The following is a 20,978-nucleotide window of genomic DNA, read 5'->3' on the forward strand; positions in this document are numbered from 1 at the left end:
TCAATAAAGTAAAATAGAGCTAAATGCGTTACGCAGACAAAGGGGTCAGCTTTCCCAGGCGTGGGGGGCAAACAGATACCCTTTATTGCGTATGGTTTTGATGCGGTAGGGTTCGGTGGCGTTATCCTGTAATTTCTTGCGCAGGCGCGAAATGGCCACATCGACGCTGCGATCCATTCCATCGTAGCTGACGCCACGCAGATTCTTCAGCAGTGCGTCTCTGTCCATGATTTGCCCGGCATGGGTCGCCAGTTCCCAAAGCAGGTCAAAATCTGCCGTCGAGAGCGAAATAAGCTCGCCGGAAAGTAAAACCTGGCGGTTGACCGGATCGATAGACAAGGTGCCAAACCGCATCGCTTTATGCGGAGTCAGGGATGAAACAGGCGTTTCGCGACCAATGCTGGCACGCTGGCGCAAATGCAGACGCAGGCGGGCAAGCAGAACGGCTGGTGGGGTGGTTTTCAAAATGTAGTCGTTGGCCCCCATTTCCAGCGATAAAATATGATTCATGTCGCTGTCCAGAGAGGTCAGCAGCACGATAGGGCCATCCCACCTGGCGCGAAGATCGCGGCAAAGGGTCATGCCATCTTTGCCCGGCAGCATGATGTCCAGCAACACCAGATCGGGGTTTTCGCGCAGGACTACCTCTTCGGCACGGTCGCCGCGGGGCTCAACAATGACGTCTATATCATGTTTACCGAGATAAGCGGCAATAAGCTGACCGACTTCCGGTTCATCTTCCACATACACAATGTTGTTCATACAGCGTCTGTTATGGCGAAAAAAGCCAACATACACCGCGCCACGTAAACCTTCCATAACTCTTTCATTATTACCCCTGGTTCCGCTATTCTGCTTCCCATTGTTACTTGTTTGTTATAGGGAAAAGTATGGGGCTGGTGATTAAAGCCGCGCTGGGTGCGCTGGTGGTGGTATTGATTGGTATTCTGGCTAAAACGAAGAACTACTATATTGCCGGGTTAATCCCGCTGTTCCCGACATTTGCGCTGATCGCACACTATATTGTCGCCTCTGAACGGGGAGTCGACGCGTTGCGCACCACCATTGTGTTTGGCATGTGGTCCATCATCCCTTACTTTGTCTATCTGCTGTCGCTGTGGTATTTCACCGGTTTTCTTCGTCTCCCGCTGGCGCTGGGTGGGGCCGTGGTCTGCTGGAGCCTCAGCGCCTGGGTATTAATCTCTTTCTGGAGCCGTTTTCACTAACGCAGAGGCCGTCCCCCGTCCACCGCGAAGGTTCTGCCGGTGACGTAGCAACTGGTGAGCAGGTAATCAACAAGGTCGATTATCTCTTTCTCGCCGGGCTCGATTTTCATCAGCGATTTGTTAAGCGCCTGCTGGCGATACTCGGCATCATCGCCTTCGTTGAATAAAATCATCGCCGGGGCGATAGCGTTTACCTTCACTTCCGGGGCCAGTTTGCGGGCAAATGAGCGGGTCATATTATCCAGTGCGGCCTTGCTAGCCGCATAGGCAATATGCTTATCGCTCCCGCGCTCCACAACATAATCAGTGAAATGGATAATATCACCGGCGGCATGCCCGTGGCCGCGCAGTAGCTCCTGCAGGGCATGATTAAGCAGATAAGGCGCATTAACGTGGATCTGCATCATGCAAGAGAGCGTGTCGCAGAGCGGTACGCCTGGCTTTTCAGCCAGCCATGCGCTGGCGTTATGAATGATTGCCCGCAGTCCGTTGGTCGAGGCTTTTACCCGTTCAGCAAAAGCGAGAATACCGTCATCGGTTGAGAAATCAGCCTGAATGCAGGTCGCCCCGGCGTTTCTGAGCCCCTCAATCGAGGGATACTCCCTACGATAACTCACGATGACCGGATGGCGAAGGTTGAGAAAGTGATGGGCGAGGGCGAGGCCGATACGACGGCCTGCACCGGTAATCAGTATTGGGCGAAGCGGCGCTTTTTCCATCGTGTTCTCCATATTGTTCAACACTGGGGGAAGCTTCGCTATCCCATTAACATCCAGGTTGCGGGGGCAGCAGCAACCAGTAGCAGGACAATTAAGGCCATTTCACGGCGTTTAAGCGCCTGTTTAAGCTTATGCGTACGTCGGGCGTAAATAAACACCAGCAGCCCCGGGGCATACAACACCACCGACAGCAGAAGGTGTATTGGACCGGAAGCATACAGCAACCACAGACCGTAAATACAGGCTCCTACGCCCACGGCATAATGGGCCGGACGCGTGGCTATCTTCAGCAAATACGCGCCCACTAAGAAATAGGGTACCAGAATCATCTCTGAGGCGATGGTCAACAGGGTGTTATAATCTGAACCTGTGAGCCAGATCAGCACCAGGCAGACCTGTACGCTGATGTTGGTAAGCCACAGAGAGGCTGACGGCGCATTGTTTTTATTCTGACGGGCAAACAGGCGTGGAAACGCTTTATGCGTGGCGGCCAGAAACGGCACTTCCGCCGCCATAATTGTCCAGCTCAGATAGGCACCGCAGACCGAGACAATCAGCCCCGCGGCAATCACCACATCCCCCCAGGAACCGAGCATTTTCATCATCAGCCCGGCCATTGACGGGTTACGCATTTCTGCCAGTTCAGGACGCGCCACCACGCCCAGCGACAGCAGCGTGACCAGCAGATAGACGCTCAATGCCGCCAGCACGGCCAGCAGCGTGGCACGCCCCACATCGCGCTTATTGCGCGCGCGGGCAGAGACCACTACGGCACCTTCGACGCCGATAAACACCCACAAGGTGATCAGCATGGTATTTTTCACCTGCTCCCACACGGGAACGCCCAGCGCGAGACCGGTGAAATCGAGCTTAAACACGTCAAGACGGAAGGCGATAAACGCCAGCACAATAAACAGGCCAAGCGGCACCAGTTTGGCAAGCGTCGCCACCAGGTTGATACTGGCCGCCGTTTGCACCCCGCGTAACACCAGCCAGTGGACGATCCACAGCAGCACCGAAGCCCCCACAATGGACTGCCAGGTATTGCCATCGCCGAAGAAACGCAGTTCAGGGGTATCGGTAAAGAAGCTGATCGCCGAAAAGACAATCACCAGATACGAGACGTTCGCAATCACCGCGCACAGCCAGTACCCCCATGCGGAACAGAAGCCAATCAGCTCCCCGAAGCCTTCCCGGGCGTAGGTGAATATTCCGCCGTCGAGATCCGGGCGAATACGGGTCAGCAGCAGCATAGCGAACGCCAGCAGCAGTATTCCGGCACCGGTGATACCCCAGCCAATCATCAGGGCGGCAGGGCTTGCGACGGCTGCCATATTCTGCGGCAAACTGAATACACCCGCACCCAGCATTGAGCTTAAGACGAGCGCCGTTAACGCGCTCAGGCCAAGTTTCTTTTCCATTGGCTTCCTGTTATGAAAGGTCCACATCCAGAATAATTATTTCGCACAAGCGCATAAAAATGGTGGATCACACTAAGGCGCGGGATTTTACGGAGTGTCACGAAGTCATGCAATAAAGTGTGGCCTAAATTAGCAAAAAAGTGCCAAAAAGGCGGCATTGCGCCGCCCTCAGGAAACATTTTTGTTACTTGTACAGATCGGCGCTGATGGTCACGTTGTTACCACGTTCCTGCCACTGGCGGGTGATGTGGTAATACTTCGCCCCTTTCTTCGCTGCGCGCTTCGCGACCTGATAAGAGACTTCCGTCATGTTGCCGTAGTTGCCGGTAAATTTGATGCTGTCGAACGGCACCATCTGCGCGGCAGTGGCGTTGTTCAGCTCTTCAATTTTAGTGCCGTCTGGCAGCGACACGGAGTAACGCCCCCCCCTGGTGGACTGCGTTTCGAAGAAACGGCCCACGTCAGTGCTCGGTGCCGCCGACGTCGCCACGCCCGGGATTTCAACTTTCTTCGCTTCTTCACCGCCTTTGGCAATTGCAGCACGCCCCGCCTCGGAGTCTGCCGGGATCACATCCGGACTCTGCAGAACGCGTTTTTTCGCATCTTCTTTATAGATAAAGGCGGTAATGCGCTGGTTGCCGCCCTGGTTCGCATCAACCTGGCGCACAATGTAGAAAGCATAAGCTCCTTTCTTCTTCGCGGCTTTGGTGATTGCATCGTTCACTTCAGGCTGGCTGCGATAGAAGCCCTGAATGGTCACGGTGTCGAACGGTTCTAACAGAACTGCCTGTTCCTTTGGCAATTCAACAACGCCGTTAATGACGCGGTTGGTCGGTGCGTCAGCTTTAGGCGCGTTGTCTTTATACAGCGCAATGGTCACACGCTGATTACCGCTGTTGCCAGAATCAGACTGGTCGACGACATAAAACGAATCTGCGCCGTTTTTATCGGCGGCTTTAGATGCGGCGGCTACCGCATCGCCAATGGAATTATAACGACCCACAATGACCTTCTGGTCAAAAGGCTTTAACGCTGCCGCTTGCTCCGGCGTTAACTCTGTCGCGGCATTCGCAGACAGGGCGGTCGCAGAAAGAAGTGCGGACGCCAGGAGTGTGTTCTTAAGCTTCATAAAAATAATCCTTCGCCTTGCGCAAACCATGTACTGGTATTGTTGTAAATTTGAGACAGTCCCGATTATGGCATTTAACACCCGTCGCTGTCTGCGCCATTTTTCACAGCCTGTACTCAGGGTGAGACAGGCGGGAATGACATTTTATGATATGTTGAAAAAACAGACGTTTGACAAGCAAAACTGATAAAGCATATGACTTTTGCAAGTTAATTTAATGTTAATGGGATGATCACATATGGCGCTATATCATGTTTTTACCGCTCCGCTTGCGCGATTTATCGGTCACGGCGATGCATTTAAGGTAAATATCCCTGTCTGCGATGGCGATCGCTTATTTTTCACAGATAAAGTCAGAAATAGTGTTTTCTGAAGGTAGATCACAGGCGTTATTTTCAGTAGGTTATAGACAGTTTGTTACTATTTTATTTTCTGCGGTTAGTCATGTGTCGCTGTAATCATTCTGGTTAAAGTTGATACAAATTACGGGCATTTATCGACAAACCATCATCAAAAAAACCGATGGAAGGGAAAACTATGCGTATTGGGGTACCAAAAGAACGGTTAGCCAATGAAACCCGCGTAGCCGCGACACCGAAAACGGTGGAGCAACTACGTAAACTGGGTTTTACCGTCGCGGTTGAGAGCGGCGCGGGTAAACTGGCGAGTTTTGACGACGAGGCCTTTATTCAGGCAGGGGCAGAGGTTGTGGCGGAGGCTGAGGTCTGGCAATCTCCGATCGTTCTGAAAGTTAATGCACCGCAAGAGCGTGAGATCGCACTGCTCAATCCTGGCGCTACGCTTGTGAGCTTCGTCTGGCCGGCGCAAAATCCAGAGCTGATGGAAAAGCTGGCGGCACGCGGAGTGACTGTGATGGCGATGGACTCCGTGCCGCGTATTTCGCGTGCGCAGTCGCTTGATGCGCTGAGTTCGATGGCCAACATCGCCGGTTACCGTGCCATTGTGGAGGCTGCCCATGAATTTGGTCGCTTCTTCACCGGGCAAATCACCGCGGCAGGCAAAGTGCCGCCAGCGAAGGTAATGGTGATTGGCGCGGGCGTGGCCGGTCTTGCGGCCATCGGCGCGGCCAATAGCCTCGGCGCCATCGTGCGCGCTTTTGATACCCGTCCGGAGGTGAAGGAACAGGTGCAGAGCATGGGCGCTGAATTCCTTGAGCTGGATTTTAAGGAACAGGCGGGCAGCGGCGACGGTTACGCGAAGGTGATGTCCGAAGCCTTTATTAAAGCAGAAATGGCGCTGTTCGCCGCGCAGGCGAGAGAGGTCGACATTATTGTCACCACCGCGCTGATCCCAGGTAAACCGGCGCCGAAGCTGATTACCCGCGAAATGGTTGACGCCATGAACCCGGGCAGCGTGATTGTCGATTTGGCGGCGCAGAACGGCGGAAATTGTGAGTACACCGTGCCGAACCAGGTGACCACCACCGCCAACGGCGTGAAGGTGATAGGTTATACCGACCTGCCGGGTCGTCTGCCTACACAGTCTTCTCAGCTGTACGGTACCAACCTCGTTAACCTGCTGAAGCTGCTTTGCAAAGAGAAAGACGGCAACATCATCGTGGATTTCGACGATGTGGTGGTGCGTGGCGTCACGGTTGTGCGCGACGGTGAAATCACCTGGCCTGCGCCGCCTGTTCAGGTTTCCGCGCAGCCTCAGGCTGCGCCAAAAGTCGCGCCTGCAGCGAAAGAGCCTGCTAAGCCGGCTTCACCATGGCGTAAATACGCGATCATGGCGCTGGTTATCATTCTTTTCGGCTGGCTGGCAGACGTCGCGCCGAAAGAGTTCCTCGGCCATTTTACCGTCTTTGCGCTCTCCTGCGTGGTGGGTTACTACGTAGTATGGAATGTCTCGCACGCGCTGCATACGCCGCTGATGTCGGTCACTAACGCCATCTCGGGGATCATTGTGGTGGGGGCATTACTGCAAATTGGTCACGGCGGCTGGGTAAGTTTCCTGAGCTTTGTCGCGGTGCTGATCGCCAGTATCAATATTTTCGGTGGTTTCACCGTGACTCAGCGCATGCTGAAAATGTTTCGTAAAGGCTAAGGGGTAGCATATGTCTGGAGGATTAGTGACAGCCGCATACATTGTTGCTGCAATCCTGTTTATTTTCAGTCTGGCGGGACTTTCCAAACATGAAACGTCTCAACAGGGGAATAACTTTGGTATCGCCGGGATGGCGATCGCGCTAATTGCCACTATCTTCGGGCCGGATACCGGTAACGTAGCATGGATCCTGGTGGCGATGATCATTGGTGGCGCAATCGGCATTCGTCTGGCGAAACGCGTCGAAATGACCGAGATGCCAGAACTGGTGGCCATTCTGCACAGCTTTGTGGGGCTGGCGGCGGTGCTGGTAGGCTTCAACAGCTACCTGTATCACGAGCCGGGTATGGAACCTATTCTGGTGAATATCCACCTGACGGAAGTGTTCCTTGGCATCTTCATCGGCGCCGTGACCTTCACCGGTTCGATTGTGGCGTTCGGCAAGCTGCGCGGGAAGATCTCATCTAAACCCCTGATGTTGCCAAACCGTCATAAGCTGAACCTCGCCGCGCTGTTGGTGTCGTTTGTGCTGCTGGTTATTTTCGTGCGTACCGAAAGCGTAGCCGTGCAGGTGTTGGCGATCCTGGTGATGACTGTTATCGCGCTGGCGTTCGGCTGGCACCTGGTGGCATCCATCGGTGGGGCAGATATGCCGGTGGTCGTTTCGATGCTGAACTCCTACTCCGGTTGGGCGGCGGCGGCGGCAGGCTTTATGCTGAGTAACGATCTGCTGATCGTCACCGGTGCGCTGGTCGGCTCTTCCGGTGCGATCCTGTCCTACATCATGTGTAAGGCCATGAATCGCTCGTTTATTAGCGTTATTGCGGGCGGCTTCGGGACGGATGGTTCTTCCTCAGGCAGTGATGAGGAAGTGGGCGAGCATCGTGAAATTTCAGCCCAGGACACCGCAGAAATGCTGAAAGAGTCGCACACGGTTATCATCACCCCAGGCTATGGCATGGCGGTGGCGCAGGCTCAGTACCCGGTGGCGGAAATTACCGAAAAACTGCGCGCCCGCGGGATCAAGGTTCGCTTCGGTATTCACCCGGTAGCGGGGCGACTGCCTGGTCACATGAACGTGCTGCTGGCTGAGGCAAAAGTGCCTTACGACATCGTGCTTGAGATGGATGAAATCAACGATGATTTCTCTGAGACTGATACCGTGTTGGTTATCGGTGCTAACGACACCGTGAACCCGGCGGCGCAGGACGATCCAGGTAGCCCAATTGCGGGTATGCCGGTGCTGGAAGTGTGGAAGGCGCAGAACGTGATTGTTTTCAAGCGTTCGATGAACACTGGTTATGCCGGTGTGCAGAACCCGCTGTTCTTTAAGGAGAACACCCACATGCTGTTTGGCGACGCCAAAGCCAGTGTGGATGCCATTCTGAAAGCCCTCTGATCGTGGGAAAAGCCCGGCGGCGCAAGTTTGCCGGGCAAAAAAACCGCTGGTTTTCCCGGCGGTTTTTCGTTTTACGGCTCAATCATCCTCTGGATCGTCCAGCTCAACCGGCGTTTGATACTCATCCGGCTTAATGACCAGCAGGTCACAACGCAGGTGGTCAATTACCTGCTCGGCGGTATTGCCGAGAAACGCGGCGGAAATGCCGGTACGCCCAATGGTTCCCAGCACCACAATCCCGGCCTGCAGATGTTCCGCCAGATCCGGGATCACCTCTTCAGGCAAGCCTTTTTCGACGTGCGTCATTTTCTCATCGATACTGAATTTTTGACGTAGCGCTTTCATGGCCAGCAGATGTTGGCCCCGGATGGCGTCGTTATAGACGCTCGGGTCAAATTCTGGTAGCTCAATGGCGATGTTGATCGGGGTCACGGGATACGCGCCAACCAGATGCACCTCGGTGTGGTTAACCTGTTCGGCAAGCTGGAGCGTCTCCTTCACCAGTTTCTCATTCAGTGAATTATGGTAATCCTCTTCACTGGCGAGGTTTACCGCTACAACGGCTTTACCGCCTTCTGGCCACGGCTGATCTTTCACCATCCACACCGGACAAGGGCATTTACGCAGCAGGTGCCAGTCGGTTGGCGTGAAGATAACCGATTCCAGTTTATCGTGCTGGTGCGCCATTTTCAGCAACAGGTCGTGCCCGCTCGCAACAATCTCCTGGATAATGGCTTCGAAGGGCCGGTTGTGCCAGACCACTTTTATGTCGATAGGCACGCCTGCGTCGATGTAATACTTCGCCTGTTCGCGGATCCACGCGGTACGTTGGCTAATCACTCCCTGACGCATAGCGGTGCGCTCGTCAGGCGACAGAAGGGTGGTCATCTCATACGAAAAGTCATAGATCGGTAAAAATGCTTTGATTTTGCCGCCAATCCGTTGATGTAAATACACAGCACGTCGTAATGCTGGCTGATCGTCCTGATTGGGATCGATAGCCACCAGCATATTTTGATACTTTGCCATACAGGTCTCCTTACTGCTATCACCACAGTCTGTAAGTAAAAGAGTAACCTATATATCTTGAATGAAACAGGGGGGGAAGTTTTGCCAGATCAATAAATCAGGAAATTTATCGATCTGGCGTGAATGCGAAGGGATTACGCTACGCTACGTTGCGAGCGTGTCCGGCGAGCACCGCCAGCGCCTCACCGTTTTCGATGGTGATGTACTTACCTTTAACGGCCAGCATTCCGCTTTTCTGGAAACGCCCCAGCAGACGGCTGATGGTCTCAACGGTCAGACCCAGGTAGTTACCGATATCGCCACGCGTCATCGTCAGACGGAACTCGCGTGGGGAGAAGCCCCGCTCGGCGAAACGACGGGAGAGATTATAGATAAACGCCGCCAGACGTTCTTCTGCATTCTTTTTGGAAAGTAGCAGGATCATGTCCTGATCGCCTTTGATCTCACCGCTCATCAGACGCATCATCTGTTGGCGCAGGTTCGGCATTTTGCCGGACAGATCGTCCAGGGTTTCAAACGGGATTTCGCACACCATAGAGGTTTCCAGCGCCTGAGCAAAGCTCGGGTGGTGGCCAGTGCCGATGGCATCAAAGCCTACCAGGTCACCCGCCAGGTGGAAGCCGGTGATCTGCTCATCGCCTTGTTCGGTGATGGTGTAGCTCTTGATGGTGCCAGAACGGATAGCATAGAGCGACTTCAGTTCGTCTCCCGCTTTAAACAGCGTCTGCCCTTTCTGAATCGGTTTTTTACGCTCGATGATATTATCAAGCTGATCGAGCTCATGTTCATTCAGGGTAAAAGGGATACAGAGCTGGCTAATGCTGCAATCCTGGCAATGGATAGCACAACCGCCAGACTGAATGCGTCGTATAATTCGCTTTTCCGGGATCATAGGTTCGCTCAAGCCTTAATTGATATTGGTCAATTTTAACATCTTTTTGTTAAGTACGTAAGCCTGGTAATCCATCAATAAGGGCATGAGACGGCAATGTGTAGCCATCTTCTTGAAATTCCACAGCTTGATTAAGGATTTCTATCCTAACTGAAAGAAAATTAAGCACAAAAAGCCTGGGATCTAAAGCAACAAATACCCTTCATGCCGCAGTAACCACTGTTTGCGCTGCACGCCTCCGGCATAGCCCGTCATGGTGCCGTTGCGGCCGATCACGCGGTGACAGGGAACCACAATACTGACAGGGTTGGTGCCATTGGCCGCGCCTACCGCGCGCGCAGCACCTTCCCGACCGAGCAGCGCCGCGAGCTGACCATAGTGCATCACCTGTCCGCACGGGATGCTACGTAATGCCTGCCATACTTCACGCTGGAAGGGGGGTGCCGGCGGTGGTTGTTGGCAGGTCATTAATGCTGCTCAGTTCGCCCTCGAAATATGCGGCAAGCTTGTCGCTCAGCCCGCCCGGGTTAGTGGCGCTAATACGCTCAAAACCTTGCATGCGGTAATGAACGGCGAGCAGCGCTTCCATGCGGTCGCTGTGCTCCTCCCATTCGACGGCACGCAGGTTAAACTGCTCATCAGCGATAACCCACAGCGCCCCAAGCGGCGTTGCAATTTTATCTTCGAGTAATTTCAGCATCCTCTTTCCTTTAATTCAGCCGTGGGTGGAATCCCGGTCCTCTTTGCAGGTCGACAAGATACCATGCAGACGCATTACCAGCCATACTCCTAAAAAGCTAAGCGATACGATCATGAATTTAGGGTTAAAAAAGCGGTTGTCGTATTTTTCCGGGAAGGGCATTCGTCGGTAGGGTAAATAAATTAATGAACCGCGCAATTATAACGGAATGATGCTGACTTTGCGTGAGGGTTATTATCAACAGCTACAGGATATATTTTATTATCGTTGGTAAATACTACGGGCAGACTTTGTCTGCGAGAGCATCACTTCCTGCATGACTGTGGTCACATAAAGTATATTTATCAACGTATTATTTAATTCAGTGTTACGGGGTGATTCGTTAATCATACAATTCGGAATGGATGGTAAAAATAAAATAAAAACAATAAAAAAATAGAGTCTGTCCGACATCAGGCAGACCCCACAGTATACACAGCAGTGCATCCTTTCGCGGACCCTACGTCTTTTATCCATTGTGCAGGTGTATTTAGTTATAACAGCTTTCTCTTAAAAAGATAGGCGGCTGAGTGATTGTTTTCACGATTTTTTAACGTAAATTTTTGAGTTAACCGAGGCTGAAGTTTTAGTTAAGGTTTGTTGAAATATTAATTCATATGTATTTTATATATTCACCACATCAATATATTGCATTCCCTGACGTCGGGAGTTATTGAGAGGTGCATCTGGCGCAGGTATAGTACAGGCTCAGTTGTAGCCGGAGGAATTCCATGAACCCTGACGACAAATCACTTTTTCTCGACGCCATGGAAGATGTCCAGCCCCTGAAGCGCTGTACGGATATTCACTGGCAGCAGAGCCGCAACGCGCGGGTACGCCAGGAGATTGATACCGAGCAGCTCGATAACTTTCTGACGCTGGGTTTTCTGGAACTTCTGCCGCTTGATGAGCCTCTGGCGTTCCAGCGTGAAGGCGTACAGCAGGGGGTTATTGATAAACTGCGTTCAGGCAAATACTCCCGCCAGGCCAGCTTAAACCTGCTACGTCAGCCCGCCGAGCGTTGTCGGCAGATGCTCTATTCCTTTATTCGTCAGGCCGAACGTGACGGGCTGCGCAATCTGGTCATCGTTCATGGAAAAGGGCGTGAACCACATTCCCATCCCAACGTGGTGCGCAGCTACCTGTCGCGCTGGTTGACGGAGTTCGTGGAAGTGCAGGCGTTCTGCGTGGCACTGCCGCACCATGGCGGCAGCGGGGCATGTTATGTCTCATTACGTAAATCCGACGAAGCAAAACAAGAAAACCGGGAACGGCTCGCAAAGCGCAGCCGTTAGTGCATTGATGCAGGGGTTACACAACCACTCTCTGTGAGGTAGGTCAACATGAACAGCATTGAAAAAAGCGGGACGTTCACGCTCGGGACGCATACGGTAAAACGACTTGGCTATGGCGCCATGCAGCTGGCAGGACCCGGGGTTTTTGGCCCACCGAAAGACAAAAATGCCGCACTGGCGGTGCTTCGCGCGGCCATGAGCGCGGGGGTGAATCACATTGATACCAGCGATTTCTACGGTCCCCACATCACCAACCAGCTTATCTGCGAGGCGCTGCACCCGTACCGGGACGATCTCACTATTGTGACCAAAATCGGCGCCCGACGCGGCGGTGATGGCGCCTGGCTACCGGCCTTTTCCGCGCAGGAACTGACGCAGGCAGTACATGACAACCTGCGCAATTTACAGTTAGACGTGCTGGATGTGGTTAATCTGCGGATAATGTTTAGCGCCCACGGGCCAGCGGAAGGATCGATTACAGAACCCCTGACCACCCTGGCAGAGCTGCAACAGCAGGGGCTGGTTCGTCATATCGGGTTGAGCAACGTAACGGCCAGTCAGGTTGCCGAAGCGCAGAAAATGGTGTCTGTCGTCTGCGTACAGAACATGTACAACATCGTGAACCGCAGCGATGATGCGCTGCTGGATGCCCTGGCGCAGCAGGGGATTGCCTATGTGCCATTCTTCCCGCTCGGCGGTTTTACGCCACTACAATCTTCCGGGCTGCAGGCAGTAGCAGACGCGCTCGGCGCAACGGCTATGCAGGTTGCGCTGGCATGGCTCCTGCAGCGTTCACCGAACATTTTGTTGATCCCCGGCACCTCATCCGTTTCGCACCTGCAGCAGAACCTGGCAGCGGCAGAGCTGGTTTTACCGCCTGACGCCGTCGCGACCCTGAATGCGCTGGTGGATTAACACCCGGTTTTACGCCCGATAACCGCCGAAGGCTATCGGGCATATTTCGCGATCCGATAACGCTGCCGACGTCTCTGTCTGACTTTTTAGTCTGTGTAATACCAGGGCTTCCGCCACGATCTCCTGCTTATTTTTACGCGTCTCATAGGCAGTGATCCTGATGTACTATAGCAAACATCCTCTGAACATAACCTTGTTAATTTGTGCTGTGAAATATGCTTTCCCACGCTTTAAAAGTCAATGATTAGTGATGGGGGTAGGCTTTTTATTTGATTTTTCTTTTCCGTTAAATCATTTAAAAGTGATGCCTAAGTGTTTTGTCTTTGACGTTCTTTAACGACAGGGAAGGCGAAAAAGGTCTTTCCCGTTATTTGGTGGCTATTGCGCCCGGGGAGCACTTTGGGGACTATGGGCGTTATCACAACGAGAGGGGAATAATATGGACTTTAAGGCAGTCAAATTGCAGGTGACCAACGCGCCGCCGATTTTTTCGGATGTGGCTCCCGTTCCGCTCACGGACGCCACGCTGCAGGTCAGGAAAGAGAAACTCCTTACACGCATGGTGGAAGAGGGGTTCGATGCGCTGATTATTTACGCCGACAAAGAACACGGTAGCAACTTTGAATACCTGACCGGTTTCATTCCCCGGTTTGAAGAAGGGCTACTGATACTGAAGAAAAACGGTGAGGCGACCGTTATTCTCGGCAATGAAAATCTCAAAATGGCGGCGCACTCACGTATTCCGGTGACGCTAAAGCATAGTCCCTACTTCTCATTACCTAATCAGCCCATGGATAACGACAGGCCGCTGGATGCATTGTTCAGGGAGACAGGACTACCGGTCATGGACCGCATCGGGTTAGTCGGCTGGAAACTGTTTACCTCTGAGCACGCGGATAACAAACAGCTCTTCGATATTCCGGCCTTTATTGTTGATGCCATCCGTCACAGCACTCCGGCTGATGCACGTTTAGAAAATGCCGCCCACCTGTTTATTGGCGGAGATAACGGCGCCCGCATCACCAATAATGCTAACGAAATCGCCCACTATGAATATGGCGCTAACCTTGCTTCAACCTGCATCCTGAACGCGATGAATGCCGTCGAACCTGGTATTCGCGAGGCGGAGCTGGGGAGTTATCTTACGGCAGAAGGTCAGTACAATACGGTGGTGACCATCGCCGCAGGCGGACAGCGCTTTGAAAAAGCCAATCTTTACCCGACGTATAAACCGCTGCAGCACGGCCAGCCGCTTTCGATGACCACTGGCTTCAAAGGGGGGTTATCGAGCCGTACCGGGTTTATTATCGCCGATGAAGGGGAGCTGCCGGAGACGCAGAAAGATTACCTCGACCGGGTGGCTAAACCCTATTTTGCGGCGGTAGTGACCTGGCTTGAAAATATACGTATCGGCATGGCTGGCGCTGAGATATATACCCTGATGGAGTCCGTGCTGCCGAAGGCGAAATATGGCTGGCACCTGAACCCGGGCCATCTCAGCGCTGACGAAGAGTGGATGTCATCGCCCATTTTTGCACGCTCCGCGCAGACGCTGAAAAGCGGTATGATCCTGCAGATTGACATTATTCCGTCCGTGAAAGGCTATACCGGTACCAGTGCGGAAGAGTGTATTGCGCTGGCGGACAAGGCGCTGCAGGCAGACATTGCACACGCGTTTCCGGAGCTATGGGCGCGCATTGAAACCCGTAAGCGTTATCTCACCGATGTGCTTAACATTAAGCTGAGCGAGGATGTTATCCCGCTCTCCAGCACGGTGGCCTATTTGCGACCGTTCTTCCTTGCGAAAGATAAAGCCTTCACCTGCTAAGCCAGCATGGGCGTGTTTCAGCGCCCATTCTTAGCGTGCTGATGATTAATTTACCTCGACTATACAGAACGATACGGTATTTATGATACGTTCTCACAGGTTAGCTTATGGGTAATTAATGATTTGTGGGGGAATATGCGGGCATTTTATTCTGGCCGGTATCTACGCTGGTTTTGTATTTTACTTTTTCCGGTTAATGGTTATACCAGGGCTGATGGCGAATATCTGGATATGATCAGCTTTCATACGCCAAGTTCATCAGGCTTTCGCACCATAGATATTTTTGATACGGGCTTTGTTGGGGCTAAAATAACCATGAGCAGTAATAGCCCCTATCTGAATCTGAATAATTTACGCTTCAGTGTGAATCAAACGTGGTTAAAGATTGAAAATCACACAGAGGGGAGGGTGACGATAAAAATGGTCAGGCAGCCCAGCTATAATGAACGTTATGTGACGATGACCATTGAAAATATAAAGAACGGAGAGCTTAACCACAGACAGTTCAGGTTAGATAACTGGCTTACAGGCGATGGTGCGACGGGTGATTCTCTGGCAAGCGCGCGAGAGCGTTGTCATCGACATGGCGGCAGACTGCTCAATAAACGTGAATTTAAAAATATAGCCTATAACTGGTTTGGTATAAGTCACGGAACCGTTAAAGAAAGATACCCTGCATCTTATGTGTTTAACGAATCCTCTTTGTTGAGCGGTGGGTTTTGGGTCAAGGAAGGAAAGGCCCTGCATCTTCATACGGCCCAGAAATATGATGGAGCAAGAATAACAACGTTGTGCCGTTACGAATATTAAAGAAATGGGTTCAATTACCGAGGTAACTGAACCCATTCTCACAGCAAAACCATCTTAGGTTACTGGCTTGTCTTACATAGTCTGAACAGTACAGCCAAAACGGCAGTAACAAAGGCAGTAATCGTCCCGAAAATGATAACTTTGGTGATAGCTTCCCGATAGTGTGCTATCACCTCTATCTTCATTGACAGTTCGCCGATAAAGCCAATAGATAAAACCCACATAAAGGCGCTGATAACGCTAACGAAATAAAAACGTAAAACTTTGTTCGAGTTATTGCCAATTAACATTGGGGTTATGACGCGGACAAAGGGGATAAACCGCGATAAGAACATCGAAGAGATCCCATATTTGCTGACCAGTTCAGCCGCTTTCTCCAGTTTACTGAGCGGCACGACTCTGTTCAGATGTCGCATAACCGGAGAGGTCCTTAGCCAATAGCCTTGCCAGTATGCCAATATCGACCCTAGCCCGGCCGCAATGGGCAAATAGATGAAAATAACTTCCATCCCGATAACGCCCAGTCCCACCAGCGCCCCCGTCATAAAGACCAGGCTATCCCCGGGCAGAGGCAGAAATAACACCGCAGACTCCAGCATTAATATTATGCAAATCATGAGTACTAATAAGCCTAACATATCAGAGTGCGCTAGCTTATCGAGGTCATGTTCCCAGATAGCTAAGAGTATTTCATGCATAGTTGAGCCTCTAACGTAGGGTTTGGCAATACAATATTTTCCGGGGTTAAGGCCTTCGTTACGGCGCTGCTCATCAATTCGCGTTATGGAAAATATTTTTAATAACCCGATGAATTTAAAAATGATTTTGTCATAATTTTTTGTACTAAAGTGCTTAAAAAATAAATGTTTTGGTAAATAATCGATTCTTAAGTAAATTACGTAAAGGTTTTTCTGTGGATCAACCCTCTGATTATGTTTTAGCAAATTTTTGTACATGATATGTAAAAAATCTTCTGCTATCGCCTGACACGATTCAGCCTTGCTGGTCCGGACGTCTCATCCGTTCAAACGAATATTACCTAACGCTGAGTAAATCAGCATAACGGGTGGTATATCGGGGTGAGAGCATTTCCCGCTTCATCTGCCATTTTTGCTGAATACCCTGTCCTGCGAAGTAGAGCGTTCTACGACCCTTTTCAGCATTCAGTTGGTCTAATACTTCCATTAGCTGTTGGCTATTTTTCCGTGGAGCGCTGCCGTCAAACAGATTGAGTTGTGCGACTCCCTGGCTATAAAAATCGCCCAGCATCACTCCGGCTTTCTGGTACCGACACCCTTTTTTCCAGACTGCATCCAGGCAACGAACTGATGCCCCGATGATATCCCGACTATCCTGAGTCGGTGTGAGCAGTTTTACCGAAGCGCTATTACCATAATAAGGTTCGTTGAGCGTGAAGGGTGAGGTTTTAACAAATACGGAGATAAACCGGCAATGCTGATGCTCATGGCGAAGTTTCTCTGCTGCCCGGACCGCGTAACTGCAGATGGCCTGACGCATATCCTCATATTCTGTGATAAAACCGCCGAACGAGCGCGAACAGACGATTTCCTGCTTTACTGGCGCAAACGCTTCCAGCTCAAGGCACGGTTCCCCCCGCAATTCACGCACCGTCCTCTCCAGCACAACGTTAAAGTGTTTTCTGATGAAGCGGATATCGGCATCCGCCAGTTGCAACACGGTTTTGATACCCATGGCTTCGAGGTGCTTCGTGAGCCTCCGGCCTACACCCCAGACCTCGTCTACCGGCAGGGCTGCCATCAATCTTCTCTGACGATTCACATTCGACAGGTCTACTACGCCCCCCGTCTGTCGTTGCCATCGTTTAGCCGCGTGATTTGCCAGTTTCGCCAGGGTCTTTGTGGGGGCGATCCCCACGCCCACGGTGAGATGAGTGTGTTGCAGAACAGTCGCTCTCATTTCATGGCCAAAGTCGGAAAGATCGCGACAATTGCGCACGCCTGTAAGATCGCAAAAGATCTCATCAATTGAATATATTTCGCTACGAGGAGACATCTCTTCCAGCGTGTTCATCACCCGGTTGGACATATCAGCGTAAAGTTCATAGTTACTACTGAAACAGACCACACCATGATGCCTGAAGAGATCTTTCTGTTTGAAGTATGGTTCACCCATTTTGACAAAGGGTTTTGCTTCAGCTGAGCGAGAGATGACGCAGCCGTCGTTGTTTGACAAAACGACGACCGGCCGGCCCTTGAGATCCGGGCGAAAAACGGTTTCGCAGGAAGTATAGAATGAGTTCACATCACACAGTGCAAACATAGTCAGCTCGCCGCTTTCACGATATAGGTCACTACCCCGAAAACCTCAAGATTGTCTTCGCTGCCTATCAGAATTGGCTTGTAAGCGGGATTTTCAGGCTTGAGCATGACAACAGGATGCAACTGCAAGCGTTTAACCGTGAACTCACCGTCGACGGCAGCAATGACAATGCTGCCATGTTCGGCCTTGCGGGAGCTATCCACTACCAGCAAATCGCCTTCGCCAATACCGGCTTCACTCATTGAGTCGCCGCTGGATTTGACGAAGTAGGTCGCACTGGGGTGCTGAACCATAAGTTCGTTCAGATCAATACGACGCTCAACATAGTCCTGCGCTGGGCTGGGAAAACCGCAAGGAACAAGGTCATTAAACATAGGGAGCGCCACTATCTGGCGTAGCTCAGTAGGTGTGAAAAACTGCATTATAATCACCGTTAATGTTTACTGTATATGTATACAGTATTGTGGATAGGTAGCAGAGATCAAGAGAAGCATACGTTAGAGCGCTCTGATGCTGCTGGAGAAGGGCGAAGATCCTATCCAAAATTGTTGGCTGCAAAAACCAATAAGCCTTTATATTTATGCGCGTTTATTCATACTAACGAAATAACCGGTTTATTTTTGTACAGATGGTTAACCTGTTGATTCTCATGATCTTAAAAAATAATGGAATTATCGCGTGAATTATAACCAGTGACATATATTAATAGCATGATAACTAAATTATAATTCTTTTACATCCGGTAGCCCGCTGAGGTTAAAATGCGTTTAATTGTCATGTTGTTAAGCTTTGGGGTCACCTCACAGGTCTGGGCTGGTGAACTTCCTAAACCTGTCGGTAACGTCCTTTTAACTCTGTCCGGTAATATAAAAAATACCAATCAGGACGGTAAAGCCGTTTTTGATATCGCCAGCCTTGAAAAACTGGGCATGGTTAGTTTCCAGACCGCCTCACCCTGGTATAATGGACGTACAACCTTTACGGGTATTCCACTGCAAAAGCTTATGGACCATGTGGGAGCTAAAGGTTCGGTTGTTAAAGTGACTGCGCTCAATGATTACACGACGGAACTTTCTCTCAGTGATTTCAAAAAATACAATGTTATCCTTGCATTAAAAGTCAACGGAGAATATATGCGTATCCGTGACAAAGGCCCTTTTTTCATTGTCTATCCTTATGACAGCATACCTGAGCTGAATAATCAGATTTATTATTCAAGATCCGCGTGGCAGGTCAGCAGAATGAATATTGAGTAGGAGTTCAGAAGAAGATCATGAACAGAATACTGGCTGGCATCATATTTTCCCTTTTTATCGCGACCGGATATATTTCTTTCCTTGTACATGAAAGGCAACAAGAGTTACAAAAGCTGACTCATTACACCGATTCCTGGTCTGCTGCACAGCTGGTACCAGAATATTACCGATTCGAATCATGGCTTGGTCTTTACACTATCGATGATACTATCACGCTCGATACGGTACGCCTGCGTCTCGATATTATGCTGAGCCAGAGTGATTTAGTGAACGGGGGTGATTTGGGGCATTATATCGACAGTAACAAAGCACATCATGATCTGGCTGGACAACTCGAAAAGACGCTTCACTATCTGGATCTTCACCTTGAAAAAATGAATCATTCAGAACTCCAGTCATATTTAAAAGTTATGCATACGCTTGATGCGCCGCTGAGCCGCCTTTCATCCGGTGCATTAAACAAGGATGTGAATTCGATTAATAATGCCAACCTCAAAATCCAGACGCTGTACTATATTTATTCAGCAATGTCGGTACTGCTGATAATACTGAGTGCGATCCTCGGAGTGCTGATATTTTATCAGAACAGAAATATTCTGAAGGCGCATCTTCAGGTTAAAAGCCTTGCTGAGGAACTCCAGAAGTCTAAAGAAAAATTGCAAATCCAAAATGCGAAGCTGGAGTATGACGTCTACCATGACTCTCTTACGGAGATGAGTAACCGCCATTATTTTTGGGGAAATTTAAATAAAACCATCGAGTTAGCCAGGAAAAATAATGACGCTGTGACGGTAATGTTGTTCGATTTAGATCGCTTCAAAGAGGTAAATGACACCTATGGTCATGATGCGGGTGATATGTTGTTACGCCAGATCTCCCGGCGCCTGATTTCGATGGGCCTGACGTCAGATACGCTTTATCGATTAGGTGGGGATGAATTTGCATTCCTCTCATGTGGCCTGACAGAGAGCTGTGCCGTTTCCCGCGCCCAAAAAATATGTGATGCTATCAACCAGCCCTACACGATTTATAACACCATTATAAATATAACCACCTGTGTTGGGATTGTTATCTCTGAGACCGAACGCCGCTCTGATTATCTGTATAAATTTGCCGATCTGGCCCTTTATGAAGCCAAAAATGAAGGTTCCGGAAAAATAAAAGTCTTCCGTCAACGCATGTTAGACAAGCTGCAGGAGAGCAGAACGCTTGAGCATGATATGGCGTCGGCCTTAGTGAATAAAGAGTTCGTGGTTTATTATCAGCCGATTGTTGACTCGTTCAACCGGGAAATTTACAGCTACGAGGCTCTTATCCGTTGGATGCATCCTGTAAAGGGCCTCCTGTCGCCGGATAGCTTTATTCCCGTTGCGGAAAAAACAGGCATGATTAATGCGATGGGGAAATTTATGCTTGAAATGGCCTGCAGGGAAGCCGCTGGCTGGGCGGTTCCGACGAAAATTTCAGTCAACGTTTCACCTGTTCAGCTAAGCAGCAAAGCCTTTGCCGGCATTGTGCTGTCTATTCTGAAAGATACAGGACTGCCGGCAGACCGACTTGAGCTGGAAGTGACGGAGTCCTCTCTGTTTACCGAGAATCATACGCCGATGAATACCCTTAATAAGCTCAGAGCCCTGGGCGTAAAAATCTCCATCGATGATTTTGGAACGGGATACTCTTCGCTTTCGCGGCTGAGCAGGCTTGCCTTTGATAAAATTAAAATAGATAAATCCTTTGTGCATTCGATATCGACACAGGAAGACGCCCTTAATATTATCAAACTCATTACGGGCATGGCGAAAACACTTAATATGAAGGCCGTGGCAGAAGGTGTTGAAACGCAGGAGCAACTGGAAAGCCTTCAGGCGCTGGGCTGTGATTTCGCACAAGGTTATCTGTTCGGAAAACCTCAGCCTTATGTCGATGAGAAAATCAGGAACGGGTAAACTATT

The 20,978-nt window shown here is 50.7% G+C and carries 18 protein-coding genes and 1 pseudogene; 9 read left to right on the forward strand and 10 right to left on the reverse strand.

From position 1 onward, the window contains the following. Nucleotides 1–45 precede the first annotated feature (45 nt). Nucleotides 46–762, reverse strand: coding sequence for a two-component system response regulator RstA (gene rstA / locus NL510_RS10755; RefSeq protein WP_253384857.1), 717 nt, complete (start codon nt 760–762; stop codon nt 46–48). A 128-nt stretch (nt 763–890) separates the two neighbouring features. On the opposite strand from rstA, the gene NL510_RS10760 reads away from it, so the two are divergent. Beyond that, entirely contained in the window at nt 891–1,226 is a 336-nt protein-coding gene (locus NL510_RS10760) for a GlpM family protein (RefSeq protein ID WP_253384488.1), read from the forward strand. Here NL510_RS10760 and folM read toward each other — a convergent pair. The 3 genes from folM to ydgH all read right to left on the reverse strand — a co-directional run bounded on the left by folM (nt 1,223) and on the right by ydgH (nt 4,495). Beyond that, on the reverse strand, nt 1,223–1,945 hold the full coding sequence (folM, locus tag NL510_RS10765; protein ID WP_253384490.1) for a dihydromonapterin reductase: 723 nt from the start codon (nt 1,943–1,945) through the stop codon (nt 1,223–1,225). The two genes, NL510_RS10760 and folM, sit on opposite strands and share 4 nt — an antisense overlap. 38 nt (nt 1,946–1,983) lie before the next feature. Beyond that, nucleotides 1,984–3,366 carry an amino acid permease gene (locus tag NL510_RS10770; RefSeq protein ID WP_253384493.1) on the reverse strand — a complete coding sequence of 461 codons (1,383 nt, stop codon included), beginning with the start codon at nt 3,364–3,366 and terminating at the stop codon, nt 1,984–1,986. Between the two features lie 184 nt (nt 3,367–3,550). Next, nucleotides 3,551–4,495 carry a DUF1471 family protein YdgH gene (gene ydgH / locus NL510_RS10775; RefSeq protein WP_253384495.1) on the reverse strand — a complete coding sequence of 315 codons (945 nt, stop codon included), beginning with the start codon at nt 4,493–4,495 and terminating at the stop codon, nt 3,551–3,553. Nucleotides 4,496–5,032: 537 nt separating this feature from the next. Here ydgH and pntA point away from each other — a divergent pair. Both pntA and pntB read left to right on the forward strand, forming a co-directional pair. Next, nucleotides 5,033–6,562 (forward strand): Re/Si-specific NAD(P)(+) transhydrogenase subunit alpha, encoded by a 1,530-nt coding sequence (gene pntA, locus NL510_RS10780; protein ID WP_253384497.1) that lies wholly within the window; start codon nt 5,033–5,035, stop codon nt 6,560–6,562. Between the two features lie 10 nt (nt 6,563–6,572). Beyond that, a complete protein-coding gene (pntB, locus tag NL510_RS10785; RefSeq protein ID WP_253384499.1) occupies nt 6,573–7,961 on the forward strand; it encodes a Re/Si-specific NAD(P)(+) transhydrogenase subunit beta in 1,389 nt (462 codons plus the stop codon). A gap of 78 nt (nt 7,962–8,039) precedes the next feature. Here the strand turns inward: pntB and uspE are convergent, their stop codons facing one another. From uspE to ogt, 3 genes and pseudogenes are all read right to left on the reverse strand, one after another. Beyond that, nucleotides 8,040–8,990, reverse strand: coding sequence for a universal stress protein UspE (uspE, locus tag NL510_RS10790; protein WP_253384501.1), 951 nt, complete (start codon nt 8,988–8,990; stop codon nt 8,040–8,042). A 139-nt stretch (nt 8,991–9,129) separates the two neighbouring features. After that, entirely contained in the window at nt 9,130–9,882 is a 753-nt protein-coding gene (fnr, locus tag NL510_RS10795) for a fumarate/nitrate reduction transcriptional regulator Fnr (protein WP_006174991.1), read from the reverse strand. A gap of 183 nt (nt 9,883–10,065) precedes the next feature. Continuing rightward, nucleotides 10,066–10,582 (reverse strand): annotated as a pseudogene (gene ogt / locus NL510_RS10800) (methylated-DNA--[protein]-cysteine S-methyltransferase). 770 nt (nt 10,583–11,352) lie between these two features. On the opposite strand from ogt, the gene smrA reads away from it, so the two are divergent. The 4 genes from smrA to NL510_RS10820 all read left to right on the forward strand — a co-directional run bounded on the left by smrA (nt 11,353) and on the right by NL510_RS10820 (nt 15,469). Further along, complete coding sequence (smrA, locus tag NL510_RS10805; protein WP_253384503.1) at nt 11,353–11,916, forward strand: DNA endonuclease SmrA; 564 nt, start codon at nt 11,353–11,355, stop codon at nt 11,914–11,916. Nucleotides 11,917–11,964: 48 nt separating this feature from the next. Next, the gene (locus NL510_RS10810; protein WP_253384505.1) at nt 11,965–12,831 is read left to right on the forward strand and encodes an aldo/keto reductase family oxidoreductase; all 867 of its coding nucleotides are present in this window, start codon (nt 11,965–11,967) and stop codon (nt 12,829–12,831) included. Between the two features lie 439 nt (nt 12,832–13,270). Further along, nucleotides 13,271–14,659, forward strand: a complete 1,389-nt coding sequence (locus NL510_RS10815; protein ID WP_253384507.1) for a M24 family metallopeptidase — start codon at nt 13,271–13,273, stop codon at nt 14,657–14,659. Nucleotides 14,660–14,794: 135 nt separating this feature from the next. After that, a complete protein-coding gene (locus NL510_RS10820; protein WP_253384509.1) occupies nt 14,795–15,469 on the forward strand; it encodes a hypothetical protein in 675 nt (224 codons plus the stop codon). A gap of 59 nt (nt 15,470–15,528) precedes the next feature. On the opposite strand, the gene NL510_RS10825 is transcribed toward NL510_RS10820, so the two are convergent. The 3 genes from NL510_RS10825 to NL510_RS10835 form a co-directional block, all read right to left on the reverse strand. After that, entirely contained in the window at nt 15,529–16,425 is an 897-nt protein-coding gene (locus NL510_RS10825) for a DedA family protein (RefSeq protein ID WP_253384511.1), read from the reverse strand. A gap of 79 nt (nt 16,426–16,504) precedes the next feature. Next, nucleotides 16,505–17,770: a Y-family DNA polymerase gene (locus tag NL510_RS10830; RefSeq protein ID WP_253384513.1), complete on the reverse strand. Its 1,266-nt coding sequence runs from the start codon at nt 17,768–17,770 to the stop codon at nt 16,505–16,507. 2 nt (nt 17,771–17,772) lie between these two features. After that, on the reverse strand, nt 17,773–18,192 hold the full coding sequence (locus NL510_RS10835; protein WP_253384515.1) for a translesion error-prone DNA polymerase V autoproteolytic subunit: 420 nt from the start codon (nt 18,190–18,192) through the stop codon (nt 17,773–17,775). 339 nt (nt 18,193–18,531) lie between these two features. Between NL510_RS10835 and NL510_RS10840 the strand changes: the two genes are divergently transcribed. Together NL510_RS10840 and NL510_RS10845 are read left to right on the forward strand one after the other, a co-directional pair. Next, entirely contained in the window at nt 18,532–19,026 is a 495-nt protein-coding gene (locus tag NL510_RS10840; protein WP_253384517.1) for a putative pterin-binding protein, read from the forward strand. A gap of 17 nt (nt 19,027–19,043) precedes the next feature. Beyond that, complete coding sequence (locus tag NL510_RS10845; protein WP_253384519.1) at nt 19,044–20,972, forward strand: putative bifunctional diguanylate cyclase/phosphodiesterase; 1,929 nt, start codon at nt 19,044–19,046, stop codon at nt 20,970–20,972. The last annotated feature ends 6 nt before the right edge of the window (nt 20,973–20,978 follow it).

This window comes from unidentified bacterial endosymbiont (assembly GCF_918797525.1).
Classification (GTDB): domain Bacteria; phylum Pseudomonadota; class Gammaproteobacteria; order Enterobacterales; family Enterobacteriaceae; genus Enterobacter.